Genomic DNA, 19,358 nt, shown 5'->3' on the forward strand with positions numbered 1-19,358 from the left:
GAGTTGGGGTATCAGGTCGGCCATGACCGATACCGCCAATCCGCTCGGCCTCAACGGCTTCGAGTTCGTCGAGTTCACCTCGCCCGATCCGGACGCGATGGCGCGCCAGTTCGAGCAGCTGGGCTTCGTTGCCAGCCACCGCCATCCGCGCAAGAACATCACCCGCTACAAGCAGGGCCGCATCAACCTGATGCTCAACCGTGACGATGCCGGCCGCGTCGCGGCCTTCCGCGGCGAGCATGGCCCCTCGGCCAGCGCGATGGCGTTCCGCGTATCGGACCCCAAAAAGGCGATGGAATGGGCGCTCGCCCATGGCGGCAAGCCTACGGACGAGGACGACACCGTCATCCAGGGCATCGGCGGCTCCTACCTCTATTTCATCCAGGACGAGACCGACCTCTATGCCGACTGGGCCGAGTTCCCCGGCTGGCGCGAAGCGGAGGCGGCGAACAGCGTCGGCCTCGACCTGCTCGATCACCTCACCCACAATGTCCGCCGCGGCCAGATGCGGGTGTGGAGCGAATTCTACCGGACGCTCTTCGGCTTCGAGGAGCAGAAGTATTTCGACATCAAGGGCAAGGCGACGGGCCTGTTCAGCCAGGCGATGATTGCGCCCGACAAGGCGATCCGCATCCCGCTCAACGAGAGCCAGGACGACGCCAGCCAGATCGAGGAATTCCTTCGCGAGTATAATGGCGAGGGCATCCAGCACCTCGCGCTCACCACCGACGACATCTACGACACGGTCGAGCGGCTGCGCGCCCGCGGCGTGCGGCTGCAGGACACGATCGAGACCTATTACGAGCTGGTCGACAAGCGCGTCCCCGGCCACGGCGAGAACCTCGAACGGCTGCGCAAGAACCGCATCCTGATCGACGGGTCGGTGGAGAATGATGAGGGCATCCTGCTTCAGATCTTCACCGAGACGATGTTCGGGCCGATCTTCTTCGAGATCATCCAGCGCAAGGGCAATGAAGGTTTCGGCAACGGCAATTTCCAGGCGCTGTTCGAGAGCATCGAGCTCGACCAGATCCGCCGCGGCGTGATCAAGGTCGACGCCTGACCGGTTCGGAGAGGGAGAGAGCCGGGGGTGCCGCCGCAGGAACATGTGGCATACCCCGGCCCCACCGAACGCCCCTCCCCGTCCTGATCCAAAAGGGGAGACGCGCTGGAGAGGACGAGCCACGTGACCCACTATTTCCCCGGCTTCGGCAACCATGTCTCGACCGAAGCCGTGCCCGGCGCCCTGCCGATCGGCCGCAACAGCCCGCAGCGCCCGCCCTATGGCCTCTATGCCGAGCAGCTCTCCGGCACCGCCTTCACCGCGCCGCGCGCCGAGAACCGCCGCAGCTGGCTCTACCGCCTGCGCCCAAGTGCCGAGCACCCGCCCTACCAGCCCTATGACGGCGCCCCGCTTTTCTCGCCGCACACGCCGGCGAAGCCGCTCGCGCCCAACCGCCTGCGCTGGGACCCGATCCCCGCTCCGTCCGCGCCGGTCGACTGGATCGACGGCATGGCGACGATGCTCGCCACCCGCGATCCCGCCGACCTCGAAGGCGTGGTCGTCCATCGCTATTTCGCCAATCGCGACATGGACAATCGCGCCTTCGTCAACGCGGACGGCGAATTGCTCTTCATCCCCCAGGCTGGTGCGCTTGTGCTGCTGACCGAGCTCGGCCGGATCGACATCGCCCCCGGCGGCATCGCGGTGATCCCGCGCGGCGTCCGCTTCCGCGTGCTGCTGCCCGAAGGCAGCGCCGCCGGCTATGTTGCCGAGAATTACGGCGCGTTCTTTCGCCTGCCCGATCTCGGCCCGATCGGCGCCAACGGCCTCGCCAACCCGCGCGATTTCGAGACGCCCGCCGCCTGGTTCGAGGATCGCGACGAACCGTTCCAGCTTGTGCAAAAGTCGTTGGCAAATCTGTGGATAACCTCGCTGCCCCACAGCCCGCTGGACGTGGTTGCATGGCACGGCAACCTCGCGCCCTATCGCTACGATCTCGCGCGCTTCAACACGATCAACACGGTGAGCTTCGACCATCCCGATCCGTCGATCTTCACCGTGCTCACCTCGCCCAGCACCGTCGCAGGCCGGGCGAACGCCGATTTCGTGATCTTCCCGCCGCGGTGGATGGTCGCCGAGGACACGTTCCGCCCACCCTGGTTCCACCGCAACGTGATGAGCGAGGCGATGGGACTGATCCACGGCGCGTACGACGCCAAGGCGGAAGGCTTCGCTCCCGGCGGCCTGTCGCTGCACAATCTGCTGGCGGGCCACGGCCCGGATGTAGCCAGCTGGCGCGGCGCGACGAATGCCGAGCTCAAGCCGCACAAGATCGAGGGCACCATGGCCTTCATGGTCGAGACCTGCTGGCCCTATCGCCCGACCGAGCACGCGCTGGCGCACGCCCAGCCGGACTATGATGCGGTGTGGGAAGGCTTCCCCAAGGCGCAGCTGCCGTGACGTTGGGCGCTACGATCTAAATGGACCGCCTTACGACCACCCCCGCCGGCGTGACCCTCGGCCCGCTGGACCTGATCCCCGACGGCACCGCGCGCAACTTCGTGCTCGAGATGCGCGCGGGCCGCTTCCACGGCTTCGTCGTGCGCAAGGGCGGCCAGGTCTTCGGCTATGTCGATCGCTGCGCGCACATGCCGGTGCCGCTCAGCCAAGCGCTCGACGCCTATCTCACCCCCGATGCCACCCATATCCAGTGCAGCTGGCATGGCGCGCTCTACACCGTGGAGGAGGGCCGGTGCGTCGGCGGCCCTTGCGTCGGCGCGCGACTGCTTCCATGGCCCGTGACAACAATCGACGGCATGATCGTGACCGTTGGAGAGGACACAGAATGACCCCGGACTTCGACTTCGCCCTCGGCGATTCCGCCGACATGATCCGCGACACGACCGCGCGCTTCGCCCGCGACAAGATCGCCCCCCTCGCCGCGCGGATCGACGCCGAGGACTGGTTCCCGCGCGACGAGCTCTGGGCGGCGATGGGCGAGCTGGGCCTGCACGGCATCACCGTGCCGGAGGCCGATGGCGGCCTTGGCCTCGGCTATCTCGAACATGTCATCGCCTGCGAGGAAGTCGCCCGCGCCTCGGCCTCGATCGGCCTCAGCTACGGCGCGCATTCGAACCTCTGCGTCAACCAGATCGCCCGCTGGGGCAATGAAGAACAGAAGGCCAAGTACCTCCCCAAGCTGATCTCGGGCGAGCATGTCGGCAGCCTGGCGATGTCCGAGGCCGGCGCGGGATCGGACGTGGTCTCGATGAAGCTCAAGGCCGAGAAGGTGCAGGGCGGCTATGTGCTCAACGGCACCAAGTTCTGGATCACCAACGCGGCCTACGCAGATACCCTCGTCGTCTATGCGAAGACGGGCGAAGGGTCGCGCGGCATCACGACCTTCCTGATCGAGAAGGACATGCCCGGCTTCGCGATCGGCCAGAAGATCGACAAGATGGGCATGCGCGGCTCGCCCACGTCGGAACTGGTGTTCACCGATTGCGAAGTGCCCGAGGCCAACGTGATGGGGCCGCTCAACGGCGGCGTCGCGGTGCTGATGAGCGGGCTCGACTATGAGCGGACGGTGCTCGCCGGCATCCAGCTCGGCATCATGCAGGCGTGCCTCGACGTGGTCCTGCCGTACCTGCGCGAGCGCAAGCAGTTCGGCCAGGCGATCGGCAGCTTCCAGCTGATGCAGGCCAAGATCGCCGACATGTATGTCGCGCTCAATTCGGCGCGGGCCTATGTCTATGCCGTGGCGCGCAGCTGCGATGCGGGCAAGACGACGCGCTTCGATGCGGCCGGCGCGATCCTGCTGGCGAGCGAGAACGCCTTCCGCGTCGCCGGCGAGGCGGTGCAGGCGCTGGGCGGCGCCGGCTATACCAAGGACTGGCCGGTCGAGCGCTTCCTGCGCGACGCCAAGCTGCTCGACATCGGTGCGGGCACCAACGAGATCCGCCGGATGCTGATCGGCCGCGAACTGCTGGGGGCGGCGTGATGGGCGCACTTCTTAAGCCCCTCTCCTTCAGGGGAGGGGTTGGGGTGGGGCACTGCTCCCCTAACGCCGGACTCGCTCCCAGCTCATTCCCCACCCCAAACCCCTCCCCTGAAGGGGAGGGGCTTTAAGCGATGACCGCCCCTATCCTTCCCACCGCCGTCAACCCGGACAGCGACCCGTTCCGCGCCCAGGCCGCGCATCACCGCGCGCTGGCCGAGAAGCTCCGCGCCGATGTCGCACAGGCGGCGCTCGGCGGCAGCGAGTCCGCCCGCGCCAAGCATGTCGCACGCGGCAAGCTGCTCCCGCGCGAGCGGGTCGAGCGGCTGCTCGATCCCGGCAGCCCGTTCCTCGAGATCGGCCAGCTCGCCGCCTGCGACCTCTATGACGGCGAAGTCCCCGGCGCGGGGGTGATCGCCGGTATCGGCCGCGTCTCCGGCCGCATGGTGATGATCGTGTGCAACGACGCCACCGTGAAGGGTGGCACCTATTACCCGATGACGGTGAAGAAGCATCTCCGCGCGCAGGAGATCGCCGAGGCCAATCGTCTGCCCTGCATCTACCTGGTCGACAGCGGCGGCGCCAATCTGCCGCACCAGGCGGATGTGTTCCCGGACAAGGAGCATTTCGGCCGCATCTTCTTCAACCAGGCCCACATGTCGGCGCAGGGCATCCCGCAGATCGCCTGCGTGATGGGCAGCTGCACCGCCGGCGGCGCCTATGTGCCCGCCATGTCCGACGAGAGCGTGATCGTCCGCAACCAGGGCACCATCTTCCTCGCCGGCCCGCCGCTGGTGAAGGCGGCGACGGGCGAGGAGATCAGCGCCGAGGACCTGGGCGGCGGCGACCTTCATGCCCGCCGCTCGGGCGTGGTCGATCACCTGGCCGAGAATGACGAACATGCGCTGACCATCGTCCGCGACATCGTCAGCCACCTCCCCGCCGATCGTGTGCCGGATGTCGCGCTGAAGGACCCGCGCCCGCCGAAATACGCGCCCGAGGAGCTGTACGGCATCCTCCCCACCGACGTCCGCGCGCCGTACGACGTGCACGAGGTGATCGCGCGGCTGGTCGACGGCTCCGAGTTCCACGAATTCAAGGCGCTCTACGGCAGCTCGCTGGTCTGCGGCTTCGCGCATATCTGGGGCATGCCGGTCGCGATCCTCGCCAATAACGGCGTGCTCTTCTCGGAAAGCGCGCAGAAGGGTGCGCATTTCATCGAGCTGGCATGCCAGCGGCGCATTCCCCTGCTGTTCCTCCAGAACATCTCCGGCTTCATGGTCGGCGGCAAGTATGAGGCAGAAGGCATTGCGAAACATGGCGCAAAGCTGGTGACGGCAGTGGCGACGGCGACGGTGCCCAAGCTCACCATCCTGATCGGCGGCAGCTTCGGCGCGGGCAATTACGGCATGTGCGGCCGGGCCTATTCGCCGCGCTTCCTGTTCAGCTGGCCCAACAGCCGGATCAGCGTGATGGGCGGCGAGCAGGCAGCGAGCGTCCTGGCCACGGTCCATCGGGACGCCGATCGCTGGTCGCCCGAGGAAGCCGAGGCCTTCAAGGCGCCGATCCGGCAGAAGTACGAGGACGAGGGCAATCCCTGGCACGCAACCGCGCGGCTGTGGGACGATGGCATCATCGATCCGGCGCAGACCCGCGACGTGCTGGGACTGGCGCTGGCGGCAACGCTCAACGCACCGATCCCGGAGCGGCCGCAGTTCGGCGTGTTCCGGATGTGAGCGGGGGAGCGCATCCCAAGATCCTCCCCCAGCCCTGCTGGGGGAGGGGGACCGCCGGCCGCAGGTCGGTGGTGGAGGGGCCGACGCCGCAGGCGGCGGAAGCCTTGCGCTGCGCCCTAACCCCCGCAGATATCCTTGCGCCGTTCGGCCACGACCTCGCCGATCCACATGACGACGCCGTCGAGGTTTCGCAGCACCTCCACCGCCGGTATCCGCAGCGTCGCCACCCCCTCGGCGGCGAGCCACGCATCCCGTCGCGCATCCGCGGCAGGCGCAGTGCCGTGCGCATGCATCTCACCGTCAATCTCGACACACAGCCGCGCCGCATCGCGCTAGAAGTCGAGTATGTACGGCCCCGCCGGATGCTGCTTGCGCCATTTCTCGCCGTCGCGCCCGCGCAATGCTTGCCACAGCAGCACCTCCGGCAGCGTCATCTCCCGCCGCAAGCGCTTCGCTCGACGGTACGATCTGCCGTTTCCCTTGAGCATCGCCGCTCCCTTTCGCGCTTCGCGCGCCCCTCCACCATGCTACGCATGGTCCCCCTCCCCCAGCAAGCTGGGGGAGGATCTGATCGCTGAAGGCTCACCCCTATGCTTCTCCCCCTTCTCGCCCTCACCCTGGCGCCGCAGACCGCCGGCCTGCCGCCGCCCGCGGCCAACCCGCCGCGCAGCGTGCCCTCGCCCGCCAAGCTGCCGCCCGCCAACCCGCTCGCCCCGCCCGACGGCAGCGACGAGCGCGCCGTGCTCGCGACGGTCGACAAGCTGCTGGGCGGGATCAACACGCGCGATGCCGCGGCGATCGGCGCCGTCCTCTTCCCGAGCGCGAGCGCGACGATCGTCACCGAAGCTGCCGGTGGCCCCAGCACCGTCCGCACCCTGACCAATGCCGAACTGCTCACCCGCTTCCAGCCCGGCCCGGAGACGTTCGACGAGCGCATTTCCAGCCCCGCGGTCGAGATCGACGGCGATCTCGCGATGGTCTGGGCGTCCTATGTCTTCCGGCTGAACGGCAAGGTGCATCATTGCGGCACCGATCACTTCAGCCTCGTCCGCGAGAACGGCGCCTGGAAGGTCGCCAGCCTCGCCTGGACCTCGCGCATCACGGGATGCGGACAATGAGCCGCGACACGCTGTTCGTCCTCGACACCGACTGGGCCGATCCCGCCTATGGCGGCGAGCGCCGCTTCTACTGCAAGGACTGCATCACGGTGGAGGGCCTGCTCGCGGCCTTCCCGGAGCGCGCTGCGAACATCAAGGTATTGCGCGTCCCCTGGCCCCGCCCCCGCGCCGCCGTGGTGGCGCGCCTGGGCGAGGAGAACCAGAACCTCCCAGCGCTCGCCTTTGCCGAAGGCGGTTTCGTGAACGATATCGAGGGCGTGCTCGCCGCACTCCACACCCGCCACGGCTTTCCGGAGCGCCACCCGTGAGGGCCTGTCCTACACAAGCGGAACCTGCCTAGGCTCGGCCATGGCCATCGGACCGCAACCCGTCTGTATTTTCTCTATCGACATGCGCGAACTTCGTGAAGTTTGCGCGGTTCGGGAGCGCCTATAATGCTGAAATCGCTGCTCATCGCCAATCGCGGCGAAATCGCCTGCCGCATCATCCGCACCGCCCGCGCGATGGGTTTGCGCACGATCGCGGTCTATTCGGACGCCGACTCGAACGCACTCCACGTCCGCCAGGCCGATGACGCGGTGCATATCGGCCCCTCCCCGGCGCGCGAAAGCTATCTGGTGGCTGAGAAGATCATCGCCGCGGCCAAGGCAACCGGCGCCGAGGCGATCCACCCCGGCTATGGCTTCCTCTCCGAAAACGCGGAGTTCGCCGAGGCGGTGCTCGCCGCCGGGCTGGTCTGGGTCGGGCCGAAGCCGGACAGCATCCGCGCGATGGGCCTCAAGGACGCCGCCAAGGCGCGGATGATCGCGGCGGGCGTACCGGTCACCCCCGGCTATCTTGGTGAGGACCAGTCGCCCGAACGCCTGCAGTCCGAGGCCGATGCGATGGGCTATCCGGTGCTGATCAAGGCGGTCGCCGGCGGCGGCGGCAAGGGCATGCGGCGGGTGGAGAGCGCCGCGGAGTTCGCCGACGCGCTCGCCAGCTGCAAGCGCGAGGCGGCCTCCTCCTTCGGCGACGATCGGGTGCTGCTCGAGAAGTACATCCTCTCGCCCCGACACATCGAAGTGCAGGTGTTCGGCGACACCCATGGCAACGTCGTCCACCTGTTCGAGCGCGACTGCTCGCTCCAGCGCCGCCACCAGAAGGTGATCGAGGAAGCCCCCGCCCCCGGCATGGACGCCGAGACCCGCGCGGCGATCTGCGCGGCCGCGGTGCGCGCGGCCAAGGCGGTCGACTATGTCGGCGCAGGCACGATCGAGTTCATCGCCGATGCCAGCGAAGGCCTGCGCGCCGACCGCATCTGGTTCATGGAAATGAACACCCGGCTCCAGGTCGAGCATCCGGTGACCGAGGAGATCACCGGGCAGGATCTGGTCGAATGGCAGCTCCGCGTCGCCAGCGGCGAGCTGCTGCCGATGCGACAGGACGAACTGTCGATCAACGGCTGGGCGATGGAAGCACGGCTCTATGCGGAGGATCCGGCCAAGGGGTTCCTGCCGTCCATCGGCCGGCTGGAGATTTTCCGCCCCTCGCCCGACGTCCGCTACGAGACCGGCGTGTACGAAGGCGCGGAAATCACTGGCTTCTACGATCCGATGATCGCGAAGATCGTGGTGCATGCCGACAGCCGCGTCGAGGCGTGCGAAGCCCTTGCCCAGGCCTGCGCTGCAACGGACATCTTCCCGGTCAAGACCAACGCACCGTTCCTGTGGCGGGCGCTGGATGACGAAAATTTCCGGGCTGCCCGCATCAACACCGGCTTCATTGCGGAGAAGGGCGACGTACTGCTGCCTCCGGCAGAGCCAACCGACGACATGGTCAGGCAGGCCGCAGCCGCGCTGATCGTCCAGGAATATCAGGGTGCGCCCACCATGCTGCACGGTTGGGACGACGACCTTCTGGGCGCACCACAACCCCATCCGTGGCGGGGCGCCCTCGGGTTCCGTCTGAACGCCGCACCGAACCGGCGCGTCGCGGTAGCCGTCGACGGTAAGGTACATGTCACCGAACTGCCTGCGAACTGGCGGACCGCCACGGTTATCGCCGAACCCGTGGCAGACGGCGTGGCGGTGAACGACGACGGCCTGTCGTTTCTCGCCGCGCTGCCACGCACCGGCCCTACGAGCGGCGCCGCTGCAGGGGATGGCGCGCTGCTCGCCCCCATGCCAGGCCGCATCACCGCGGTGGACGTTGCCCCCGGCGCCGCGGTCACCAAGGGCCAGCGGCTCGTCACGCTGGAGGCGATGAAGATGGAGCATGCCCTCACCGCGCCGTTCGACGGCACCGTTGCCGAACTTCCGGTCACCGCCGGGGCGCAGGTCACCGAAAGCACGCTGCTCGTGCGCGTGGAGAAGGCGGCATGATCTTCCGTGACGCCACCCTCGCCGACCTACCCGCCATCGTCGCGATGCTCGACGACGACGACCTCAGCCGCGGGCGCGAGGATGCCTCGCTGCCGCTCGACCCGCGCTACGAGATGGCCTTCGCCGACATCGATTCCGATCCCAACCAGCGTCTGATTGTCGCCGAGCGCGAGGGCGAGGTGGTGGGCACGATGCAGCTGAGCTTCCTCCCCGGCATCGCCTTCCGCGGCGCCTGGCGCGGCCAGATCGAGGCGGTCCGTATCGCCTCTTCCCTTCGTGGGCAAGGACTTGGCGCGCAGATGATCGAATGGGCTGTCGCAGAATGCCGCGCCCGCGGCTGCCGGATGGTGCAGCTGACCTCCAAGCAGGATCGCATCGATGCCCACCGCTTCTACGAGAAGCTCGGCTGGACCAAGAGCCATTTCGGCTTCAAGCTGAAACTCGATCAGGACGAAGGCTGAATGGCACGCTTTTTCGACGAATGGCAGCTGGGCGACCGCATCGAGCACGCCCTGCGGCGGACAGTGACCGAGACCGATAATCTCCTGTTCACCGCGCTCACCCACAACACCCAGCCGCTGCACCTCGATGCAGAGGCGGCGCGCGCCTCCGAGTTCGGCCAGATCCTGGTCAACGGCACCTACACGTTCAGCCTGATGATCGGCGTCACCGTCGCCGACACCACCGCGGGCTCGCTGGTCGCGAATCTCGGCTATGACAAGCTGGTCATGCCCAAGCCGGTCTTCCTCGGCGACACGCTGCGGGCCACCTCCGAGGTGATCGAGCTGCGCCCCAGCAAGTCGCGCCCCGGCCAGGGCATCGTCAGCTGGCGGCACCAGATGCACAACCAGCGCGACGAGCTGGTTTGCGAATGCCTGCGATCGGCATTGCTGCGCAGCCGATCCGCCTGACGCGCGTTCGGCAGGCGATGCAACAGTTCGACGTGATCGTGGTCGGTGGCGGCGCCGCCGGCATCGGGGCCGCCCGCACCCTGGCCGATGCCGGCAAGGACGTCCTGCTGGTCGAGGCCGACACGCGCCTCGGCGGGCGTGCGCGGACCGAGCATGTCGACGGCATGGCGCTCGACCTGGGCGCCGGCTGGCTCCATTCGGCCGAGCACAACCCCTGGGTCGAGATCGCCGCGCTGCACGGCTTCGAGCTCGACCAGACGCTGCCTCGCTGGCGCGAGCAATGGCGCGAACTCGGCTTTTCGCAAGCCGAGCAGTGCGACGCCGCCAAGGCCTATGACGCGTTCGAGACCCGGCTGCGCAAGGATCCGCCCCCCGGCGACCGCGCCGGCGCGGCGCTGGTGCCGGACAGCGCGTGGAGCGTCTGGATCGATGCGATCAGCGGCTTCGTCAACGGCGTCGACACCGCCAAGCTCTCGATCGCCGACTATCTCGCCTATGAGGATGCCGCGACCGAGACCGACTGGCGCGTGCCTGCCGGCTATGGCGCGCTGGTGACCGCGCAGGCCGGCTGCCTGCGCACCGCGCTCGCCACGCCGATCACCGCGATCGACCGTTCGAGCATCCGCCTCAAGCTGCAGACCCCGCGCGGCACGCTGGAGGCGGCGCAGGTGATCGTCACCGTGTCCACCGACATCCTGGCGCGGGGCGACATCATGCTCGCCGGCCATGACGACCTGCTCCATGCCGCGGCCGCCCTTCCGCTGGGCCTGGCCGACAAGCTGTTCCTCGCGATCGACCAGGGTGCCGACGAGCTGGAAGCCAACGCGCATCTGCTCGGCGATCCGCGCAGCGTCATCACCGGCACCTATACGCTCCGCCCCTTTGGCCTGCCGGTCATCGAGGCGATGTTCGGCGGCGACGGCGCGCGCGAACTAGCCGCGCGCGGGCTGCAGGGCGCCGCCGACTTCGCGATCGAGGAATTGTGCGCGCTGCTCGGCGGCAAGTGTCGGCGGCGGTTGCGATTGCTCACGGGCTCATCCTGGAGCCGCGAGACGCATATCCGCGGCGGCTACAGCCATGCCCTGCCCGGCCGCGCCTCGGCCCGGCAGGTACTCAGCACCCCGATCGACCCGCGCATCCGCTTCGCCGGCGAGGCCTGCTCGGCCACGGAGTTCTCGACCGTCCACGGCGCCTACAAGACCGGCGTTGCCGCCGCCCGCGCGCTGCTCGGCTAGGCGGCCTTGCGCCTGGCAGGCTCGGGGTTGGAGAAGACCATATCGTCGTCGATCCCGCCATATTTCATCGCCAGCAGGTCGCGGGTGTAGCTCTGGTGCACCCGCCAGGGCTTGCGATGGCCCTGGCGCGGCAACAGGTGCAGCGCGCGCTGGACATAGCCCGAGGTGAAATCGAGGAAGGGCTGCGGCTCGACCGGCGCCGAGGGCTGCGGCGTCACCTGGCGCATGCCCCGCTTGGCCATCGCGGCCAGCAGCCGGGTGACGTAGCGCGCGGTGAGGTCCGCCTTCAGCGTCCAGCTGGCGTTGGTATAGCCGAACGCGATCGCGAAGTTCGGCACGCCGGAGAACATCATGCCCTTGTAGGTCAGCCGCTGCGACCAATCGACCGCTTCGGCGTCCACGGTTACCGGCACACCGCCCATCAGCTGCACTTCCAGCCCCGTCGCGGTGACGACCAGATCCGCGGCGAGTTCGCGCCCCGACTGTAGCTTGAGCCCCTCAGGGGTGAACCGCTCGATCCGATCGGTGACCACGTCGGCCTTTCCGCCACGGATCGCGGCAAACAGATCGGCATCCGGCACCAGGCACAGCCGCTGGTCCCACGGATCGTAGCTCGGCGTAAAGTGAGTAGCGACGTCATAGCCGGGGTCGAGCTCGCAGCGGACCATCTCGACCAGTCGCGCCTTCGCCTTGACCGGATGCTTCCGCGCGAGGCCGTAGAAATACTGGCCGAGCAGCACATTCTTCCACCGCGTCAGGCCATAGGCCGCCTTGGCCGGAAGCAAGCACCGCAGCCAGTTGGCGATCCGGTCCTGCGAGGGCCGTGCGACGACATAGCTGGGCGAGCGCTGCAGCATGGTGACGTGCGCCGCCGTGCGGGCGAGCTCGGGCACCAGCGTCACCGCCGTCGCGCCGCTGCCGATCACAACGACGCGCTTGCCGGCATGGTCGATATCGGGCGTCCAGAATTGCGGATGGACGATGCGGCCGCGGAAATCCTCGCGGCCGGCAAAGTCCGGCAGATGGCCGCGCTCGTAATTGTAATAGCCCGAGCAGAGGAAGAGGAAGCTGCAGCTGAACTGGCGGGTCTGCCCGCCGGTCTCGACGGTGACCGTCCATAGCGCCTCCTCGCTAGACCAGGCGGCGCCGACGACCTTGTGGCGATAGCGGATGTGCCGGTCGATGCCGAAGTCGCGCGCGGTGTCCACCAGGTAGCGCAGGATCGCGTCGCCATCGGCGATCGCCTTGGCATCGGTCCAGGGCCGGAACGGGAAACCCAGCGTGTACATGTCCGAATCCGAACGGATGCCGGGGTAGCGGAACAGGTCCCAGGTACCCCCCATCCGCTCGCGCCCCTCGAGGATCGCATAGGTGCGGCCGGGGCTCTGCGTCTGCAGGTGATAGCCCGCCCCGATCCCAGAAATCCCCGCGCCGACGACGAGCACGTCGAAATGTTCGCGCATCTTTTCTGCCTCTCCGGGAGGCATGGTTGCACGACTATCGGGCCCGCGCCACCTCAATAATCCCGCGAGTAGCGCAGCGTCGCACCCGATCCGCCGAACGAACTCGTCTGCGAGAGCACGCTGAGCGCCCGCGACAGCGACACCTCCAGCTGCGTCGCGGTGAAGCCGCGGGCATCGGTGATGATCTCGATATAGATGTTGTTCGTGATGTACTTGCCCGCCGCGAGCGAGGTGCCGCGCCCGGTGGTGTCGTCGGCGCCCAGCACGCGAAGCCGGTCGATGCCCGTCGCGGACTTCAACTGGCCGAGCGGATTGAGCCCGCCGCCGGTCGCCCGCAGCGAGTTGAGCGCCGCGGCCAGCTGGATTGCCTCGGTGGCGGACAGGTTGGTCACGTTGGTGCCGAAGAACAGCCGCGACAACACCTCGTCCTGCGGCAGCGCCGGGTTGGAGGTAAATGCGATCTGCGGTTTCTGCGCGGTGCCGGTGATGTTGAGGATCGCCGTCACGCCTTCCGCCGTGGTGTTCGCCGAGATGTCGATCGTCGGGTTGGTCAGCTCCGCACCCTGGAAGCTGATGATGCCCTTGGTCAGCTCGAAGCGGCGGCTGGCGAAGCTGTAGGTGCCGCGCACCACCTCCATCGTGCCGCGGATCTGCGGGTTAAGGGTCGTGCCGCCGATCGTGATGTTCGCCTGCCATTCGGACTCGAGGCCCATGCCGCTCACCATCAGGCGATTGTCGGCGCGAACGCGGATCGCGAGGTCGAAATTGCCGAAGGCGCGCGCGGGCTTCTTCGCCTGCGCCTGCTGGTTGGGATCGATATCGCCCTTGCGCCGCACGCCGCTGAGTTCCGGGATTTCGGCCGCGCCCTGGCGGATGATCTGGTAGTTCGCCTCGGGGATGTTGATCTGGCCTTCGATCTTCTGGACCTCGGCGCTCTTGGTGATGGTGAGCGTGCCGCTGGCTGTTGCCCCCAGCGCCTCGCTGCGCGCGAGCCGGGCATTGTCCAGCTTGACGTTGATCGCCATCGGGAAGCCGTCCGCCGAGGACAGGCCGACCCGTCCGCTCGCGCTGACGCTGCCGTCTCCGGCACGCGCGGTAACCTGGTTCAGCACGAAGGCGTCGTTGGAGAACTGGCCGTCGATCTTGAGGTTGGTCAGCCGGGTGCCGGTGCCCTCATTGTCATAGGTCAGATTGTCGGCGCGGACGATGCCGTTGAGCAACGGACGATCGACGCGGCCGGTGAAGTCCGCCGCCATGCCGATGGCACCGGTCAGCTGCTGGTTGGGCAGCCCCGCAAAGGCGAAGGGCAGCGCCGCCGGACCATTGTAGCGGATGCCGCCGGAAAGCGGCGCCGCCATCAGTCGCTCGGTCCAGCTGCCCGCACCAGGCCCGAGCGGCCGCAGCGTGGTGACGACGCGACCGATGGTGGCCGTGCCCCTGCGGATCAGCGCGCGGAGGTCGCCGCCGTCGGGCAGCAGCTTGCCGACCATGCTGATATGCACCGGCGCCGAGACGCGGGCGAGGCTGGAGCGGGTGAGATCGTCGATCTCCAAGCGCATGTCCGCGCTCGGGAACGCGTCGGCCGAGGTCTGGGCGAAATCCAGGCTGCCGGTCGCGGTGCCGCCGATGCCGAGATCGGGCACGAAGGCGTTGATGATCGCCAGGTCGAGCTTGTCGAGTCGCGCCTGCAGCACCGTGCCGTCGCCATAGCGTCCGGCGAGGCGGATGCTGCCCTGGTCGAAGTCGATCTGGGTCGGCAGCAGGCGATAAGAGCCATTCTCGATCGCGATGCGCGCGGCCTGCGGCGTGCGGAACTTGACGCCGCTCGCCTGGCCCTGGAGCGCGGCGGTCCACAGGCTCGGCGTCATCCGGCCATTGAGCGCGACGTCGAACGCCACGCCCGAGGAACCGCTCGCCACCGCCTGCACGGTGCCGTTGCCGCCGCGATAGTCGATCTTGGCGCGCGCGGTGCGCAGCAGGAACTCGCCGCGCTTGAGGTTGGCGATCTGCACGTCGGCGACGACCTGCGGCTGATCTGCCAGCACGATGCTCGCATTGGCGATGGCACGGCCGATCGTCAGTTCGGCGACGCCGGGGATGGCGGCATTTGCCGCCGTCGCCCGCACGTCGGCGCGCTGATATTTGCCCTCGGCGCCCAGCGTGGCGAGGCCGTCGACGCCCGATCCACGGAAGGTAAGCTGGCCGGCGAACGGCCCGGCCGACGTCTGCTGAAGCTGGCCGGCGATATGCATGCCGGCGAAGCGCGCGGCGTTGACTTGGATCGCGAGCGCCTTGCCGGTGCGGACCAGCACATCGGCGTTGAAAGGCCCGTAATTGCTCTCGCCGGTGGCGATGACCGCATAGGCGTCCCCCCGGCCGACCACCTTGGCCTCGACCTTTGCAAGTCCCACGCCCAGCCCAGGCTTCTCGGCGCGGAGCAGCAGTTGCGGCGCGTTGAGCGTGCCGGTCACACGGGCGCTGAGCGGGCCGTACTGATCGGACACGGCGTCCGCCGTGAGCCGGATCGCGCCGGCGGGATCATAGGTCCCCTGCCCGCGCAACACGCGGAACTGCGGCGCCTTCAGCCGTACATCGGCGATGCCGATCACGCCCTTGGGATCGAGGTTCAACCGCGCCGACGCGACGGTGTTGCCGCCGAGGAAGTTGCGAACGCCCTCGTTGAACAGCTTGCGGCTACGTCCAGCGACTTTGCCGCGGATGCCCCAGCCGCCGCCGGGGGCGGTGTACAGCTGGGCATCGGTGTTGAGGTCGATGACGCCGACCCCGGCGATGGTATAGTCGTTGATCCGGCCCTTCAGCGCGCCAGTGTAGCGGCCCGTGGCCATGTCGGCGGCGACGATCGCGGTGGCGTCGATCTTGTCGGATTTCAGCCGGAGATTGTCCGAAAGGATGCGGCCGCCCGAGATGGCGATGTCGCCGTTCACCGTCACGTTGGTGAGGAGCCCGCCTGCGGCGGCATTGAGACCGGAGACGCGCGCCGCCCTGGCGCGCACCGGCACCAGGATACGATCGGAATCCACGCGGGCGCGGCCTTCAGCATAAAGCTGCTCGACCACCGTCTCGCCGAAGCCGATCGCGCCAGCGGACAGCTTGTAGTCGACCATCGGGGTCGCGAAGGCGCCTTCGAGCGCCAGCGAGGCACGCACCGAGCGGCCGACGAGCTTGGGCGCGATCGTGCCCGGCTTGAGCAGCAGCGCATCGACATGCACGCCATGGAACATGTTGTTGCCGAGATCGACCAAGCCCTCGGCCTGCGCCGAAAGCGCATCGGATTTGAGCTTGATCACGCCGTCGGCCGTGCGGTCCGCCCAGCGAAAATCGGTGTCGAGCCGCAGCCCGGGCGCGGTGAGTCGCTCGACCGGACCCTGCAGGTACAGGCCGGGATGCGTCATGCCGCGGACCTGGAAGCGGCCGTTATCTGCGGTCACGTCGAGGTCGGCGAGGCTGCCCCCGCCCAGCGTCGCGACGCCCTTACCCGCCCAGTGCTTCCAGTCGCCCTTGCCCTGCACCGTCGCCACCAGCGGCGCCTGCAGCTTGGCGAGGCCAGCGACGAGCCCGCCCTTGGGGGCGTTCAGCCGCAGGTCGATGTCGAGCCGATTGGCGGCAGGGACCGCGTCGAGCTTGAGGGTCACCCGGTCGCCGCCGGCGACGCCCCGTGCCGCGATCGTGCCCGCATCGGCGACGAGCTGCGCGCGACCGTCCGACAGATGTGCCGATCCACGCAACTGCGCGATGTGGCGCTGGCCATCCACCGCCGGGGCGATGTCGATCCGTGCGACGTTCAGCCGCGCAATGTCGATGTTGAGGTCAGGCAGCAGCGGCGCGTTGGGGTCGCCCGAGGGTTTGAGTTCCGGCAGGCGCGCGAGCCGGATTTCAGGGCTCTCTAGGTTGCGAATATCGATCCGGTTCTTGAGATAGGACAGCGGCCGCCAGTCGAGCCTGATCTCCTGCGCGGTGGCGAACACGCCCTTGGTGTCGCTCACCCGCACGTCGCGCAGCACCATGCCGCCATAGATCGATCCGTCGATCCGGCCGATGCGGAACCCGAGCCCGGACTCCAGCTTGAGCCGGGCAAGCTGATCCGCGATCAGCCGCCGCCCGGGCTGGGTATCGAGCCCCAGCACCGCCAACCCCGCCAGCGCGGCGAGCGAGACCAGCCCCAGCGCCACCCACTGGGCGATCTTCACCCAAAGCGGCTTGCCGGCACGCACGACCGTCACGGTCTCGGTTTCAGGCACTTCGTCCACCATCAGAATGCCTGTCCGATCGAGATGTAGAGCGCGATCTTGGATTCGTTCTTCTTGCGCGCGATAGGCGTCGCCACGTCGATGCGCAGCGGGCCGAAATTGGTGTAGAGCCGGCCGCCGATGCCCGCGCCGAAGCGCAGGTTGCTCCCCGTGGGCGCGGTGCCTTCGTAGACCTGCCCGGCATCGAGGAACGGCACGATGCCGTAATTGCCGAAGCGATAGCGCGCCTCGATCCCGAACTCGTTGAACGAGCGACCGCCGACCGGCTTGTCGTCGGGCGAGCGGGGGCCGAGTTCCTGATAGCCGAAGCCGCGGACCGATCCGCCGCCGCCGCCATAGTACCGCCGCGAGGGCGGAAGATCATCGCGTGAGATACCGCTGATCGAACCCACCCGCGCTCGTCCGGCCAGCACGATGCTGCTGGTGATCGGATAATAGCCGTCCACCTCGAGCATCGCCCGTGCATAGGGCCGCACCGAGCCGCGTACCGAGGTTTCGGCGCTCAGATTGCCCTTGATGCGGTAGCCGCGCGTCGGGTTGAGCAGGTCGTCCGAGGTGTCATAGCCGAGGAAGGTCGGGATCGCGGCGATCAGCCAAGTGCCGCGATCGCGCTTGCCGAGATTGTAATTGTACCGGTCCTCGTTCGAGCCGACCAGCTCGGCACCGTAATAATAGGTCCAGCGCTTCTGCCAGATCGGCGTGGAATCGCGCGAGATTCGGGCCGACAGCGTGCTGGTGAACGCTTCGAACGCGTCATAATCCTGGTGGTTGAGCGACGCGGTGACCAGGAAGGTGCGGTCGCGCTTGCCGGCATTGGAGCGGCGGAAGGTCGTGGTCAGCGCCTGCTCCTGCGTGCCGAGGATGCCGCTGACGGTCAGCGCGCCTTCGGGCGGGAACAGGTTGCGGTGCGCCCAGCTCGCCTGCAGTTTGACGCCCTGGCCGGTGCTGTAGCCGAGTTCTCCGGCCAGCGTGCGCGCCTTGCCCGCGACCTGGCGGACCAGCAGGTCGACCTGCTCGGTGCCGTCCGGACCCGGCTTGCCGGTGCGCTGCGGCTCGACCGAGACGGTGGAGAACAGCCCCGTCGCGATCAGCGCCTGGCGCAGATCGTCGACCTTGCGGCTGTCATAGATCTGGCCCTCGCGGTAGCGGCGGAAGATGTCGATATGCTCGGGCGTGAACACCTGCCGGCGCCCGGTCGTCTGGATCGCGCCGAAGCTGGCGCGCGGGCCGAGCGTTACCGGGAGCGTATAGTCGCCGGTGTGGGTGGCATCGTCGAGCACGATGTCGCGCTGGCCGAGCTCGATGAACGGATAGCCCTGTTGCGGCATCCGCAGCGACACATTGGCCTCGGCGCCGAGCACGCGATCGGCCTGGATGGGATCGCCCGGGTTGAGGTTCAGCTCGCGATCGAGCAGCCCCGGCGGGTTCGTGGGGTCGCTTTCGATCCGCACCGAACCCAGACGGTACAGCTTGCCCGGCGAGGCGATGATCGTCGCGCGCAGGTTGCCCGAATTGGGCGGATTCTGCGCGATCGAGGAGGTCGCGGTGCCGTCATAATAGCCGAGCGACTTCATCAGCCGGAGCGCCAGCTTCTCGTCCTCGCGGGCGCGGGCGGTGACCATCGCCGCATTGGCCGCCTTGCCCTTGCCGTGCTGGAGCGCGGACAGGCTGCGGAACTCGTCGTCGAGCCGCAGTTCGGCGAGCCCGTCGACCTCGGTGGTGTAGCGGATCGCGGGCGCCTTATCGCCTTCGTCGGCGGTGTCGGCGACCGGCTCCACCTTGAATTCGGCGAGCGGCGGCAACGGTGCGGCCATTTCGGGCGCTTCGGGTCCCGCCGGCGCAAAGCCCTGCGCGTCGCCGGCCACGGGCGGCTGCTGCGGCGAAGTGGCAGGCGTGGTCGAGGCCCCGGCGTTCGGCGTGGCTTTGGCGGGCTTCTGGAAACCGCCGATCGGCTCCAGCGGCGCGTTGATGTCGTCGCTCAGCTTGGGCAGCGCATCTTCGAACGCCTTGTCGGTGACGATCGGCGCGGCCTGCTGCGGATCGCTGGGGCTAGCATCCTTGGGCGCTTGCGGCGCGGATTGCGGGGCGCCCTGCCCCGGCTTGGGATCGTTCAGCTGGGCATGCGCAACTGCTGGCACGAACCCCGCCCCGGCCAGCGCCGCGACCCAAACCACCCGAACCCCTTTACCCACGCGCCTCCTTCGGGAGCCGCGATTGCGTCCGGCCCTCCCGTCTCCGTAACGGTCCGATGCCGATTTGGCTC

General features: G+C 68.2%; 14 protein-coding genes and 1 pseudogene. 11 read left to right on the forward strand and 4 right to left on the reverse strand.

The genetic code is table 11. The annotated features are described in order from the left end of the window. The first annotated feature begins 22 nt into the window (after window positions 1–22). The 5 genes from hppD to ABIC65_RS04070 all read left to right on the forward strand — a co-directional run bounded on the left by hppD (window position 23) and on the right by ABIC65_RS04070 (window position 5,737). Window positions 23–1,063 carry a 4-hydroxyphenylpyruvate dioxygenase gene (gene hppD, locus ABIC65_RS04050; protein ID WP_354306934.1) on the forward strand — a complete coding sequence of 347 codons (1,041 nt, stop codon included), beginning with the start codon at window positions 23–25 and terminating at the stop codon, window positions 1,061–1,063. A 123-nt stretch (window positions 1,064–1,186) separates the two neighbouring features. Beyond that, window positions 1,187–2,464: a homogentisate 1,2-dioxygenase gene (gene hmgA / locus ABIC65_RS04055; RefSeq protein ID WP_354306936.1), complete on the forward strand. Its 1,278-nt coding sequence runs from the start codon at window positions 1,187–1,189 to the stop codon at window positions 2,462–2,464. Between the two features lie 20 nt (window positions 2,465–2,484). Continuing rightward, complete coding sequence (locus tag ABIC65_RS04060; protein ID WP_354306938.1) at window positions 2,485–2,853, forward strand: Rieske (2Fe-2S) protein; 369 nt, start codon at window positions 2,485–2,487, stop codon at window positions 2,851–2,853. After that, window positions 2,850–4,004 carry an isovaleryl-CoA dehydrogenase gene (locus tag ABIC65_RS04065; RefSeq protein ID WP_354306940.1) on the forward strand — a complete coding sequence of 385 codons (1,155 nt, stop codon included), beginning with the start codon at window positions 2,850–2,852 and terminating at the stop codon, window positions 4,002–4,004. Before ABIC65_RS04060 ends, ABIC65_RS04065 begins: the two co-directional genes overlap by 4 nt. A gap of 131 nt (window positions 4,005–4,135) precedes the next feature. Next, the gene (locus ABIC65_RS04070) at window positions 4,136–5,737 is read left to right on the forward strand and encodes a carboxyl transferase domain-containing protein (protein ID WP_354306942.1); all 1,602 of its coding nucleotides are present in this window, start codon (window positions 4,136–4,138) and stop codon (window positions 5,735–5,737) included. Window positions 5,738–5,853: 116 nt separating this feature from the next. Here ABIC65_RS04070 and ABIC65_RS04075 read toward each other — a convergent pair. Then, window positions 5,854–6,225 (reverse strand): annotated as a pseudogene (locus ABIC65_RS04075) (endonuclease domain-containing protein). Window positions 6,226–6,327: 102 nt separating this feature from the next. Here ABIC65_RS04075 and ABIC65_RS04080 point away from each other — a divergent pair. The 6 genes from ABIC65_RS04080 to ABIC65_RS04105 all read left to right on the forward strand — a co-directional run bounded on the left by ABIC65_RS04080 (window position 6,328) and on the right by ABIC65_RS04105 (window position 11,364). After that, window positions 6,328–6,855: a nuclear transport factor 2 family protein gene (locus ABIC65_RS04080; protein ID WP_354306944.1), complete on the forward strand. Its 528-nt coding sequence runs from the start codon at window positions 6,328–6,330 to the stop codon at window positions 6,853–6,855. Further along, window positions 6,852–7,163: a DUF3088 family protein gene (locus ABIC65_RS04085; RefSeq protein ID WP_354306946.1), complete on the forward strand. Its 312-nt coding sequence runs from the start codon at window positions 6,852–6,854 to the stop codon at window positions 7,161–7,163. The genes ABIC65_RS04080 and ABIC65_RS04085 overlap by 4 nt, the downstream gene beginning before the upstream one ends. A gap of 126 nt (window positions 7,164–7,289) precedes the next feature. Then, complete coding sequence (locus ABIC65_RS04090; RefSeq protein WP_354306948.1) at window positions 7,290–9,218, forward strand: biotin carboxylase N-terminal domain-containing protein; 1,929 nt, start codon at window positions 7,290–7,292, stop codon at window positions 9,216–9,218. After that, complete coding sequence (locus ABIC65_RS04095; RefSeq protein ID WP_354306950.1) at window positions 9,215–9,679, forward strand: GNAT family N-acetyltransferase; 465 nt, start codon at window positions 9,215–9,217, stop codon at window positions 9,677–9,679. Before ABIC65_RS04090 ends, ABIC65_RS04095 begins: the two co-directional genes overlap by 4 nt. Continuing rightward, complete coding sequence (locus tag ABIC65_RS04100; RefSeq protein WP_354306952.1) at window positions 9,680–10,129, forward strand: MaoC family dehydratase; 450 nt, start codon at window positions 9,680–9,682, stop codon at window positions 10,127–10,129. It abuts the gene before it with no gap. Further along, the gene (locus ABIC65_RS04105; protein ID WP_354306954.1) at window positions 10,090–11,364 is read left to right on the forward strand and encodes a flavin monoamine oxidase family protein; all 1,275 of its coding nucleotides are present in this window, start codon (window positions 10,090–10,092) and stop codon (window positions 11,362–11,364) included. Before ABIC65_RS04100 ends, ABIC65_RS04105 begins: the two co-directional genes overlap by 40 nt. Here ABIC65_RS04105 and ABIC65_RS04110 read toward each other — a convergent pair. The 3 genes from ABIC65_RS04110 to ABIC65_RS04120 are packed head-to-tail and all read right to left on the reverse strand — an operon-like array spanning window position 11,361 to window position 19,287. Further along, window positions 11,361–12,827 (reverse strand): flavin-containing monooxygenase, encoded by a 1,467-nt coding sequence (locus tag ABIC65_RS04110; protein ID WP_354306956.1) that lies wholly within the window; start codon window positions 12,825–12,827, stop codon window positions 11,361–11,363. The two genes, ABIC65_RS04105 and ABIC65_RS04110, sit on opposite strands and share 4 nt — an antisense overlap. Window positions 12,828–12,880: 53 nt before the next feature. Continuing rightward, the gene (locus ABIC65_RS04115) at window positions 12,881–17,098 is read right to left on the reverse strand and encodes a translocation/assembly module TamB domain-containing protein (protein ID WP_354306958.1); all 4,218 of its coding nucleotides are present in this window, start codon (window positions 17,096–17,098) and stop codon (window positions 12,881–12,883) included. Beyond that, window positions 17,098–19,287: a BamA/TamA family outer membrane protein gene (locus tag ABIC65_RS04120; protein ID WP_354306960.1), complete on the reverse strand. Its 2,190-nt coding sequence runs from the start codon at window positions 19,285–19,287 to the stop codon at window positions 17,098–17,100. The genes ABIC65_RS04115 and ABIC65_RS04120 overlap by 1 nt, the downstream gene beginning before the upstream one ends. Window positions 19,288–19,358 lie beyond the last annotated feature (71 nt).

This window comes from Sphingomonas trueperi (genome assembly GCF_040545665.1).
Classification (GTDB): Bacteria; Pseudomonadota; Alphaproteobacteria; order Sphingomonadales; family Sphingomonadaceae; genus Sphingomonas; species Sphingomonas trueperi_B.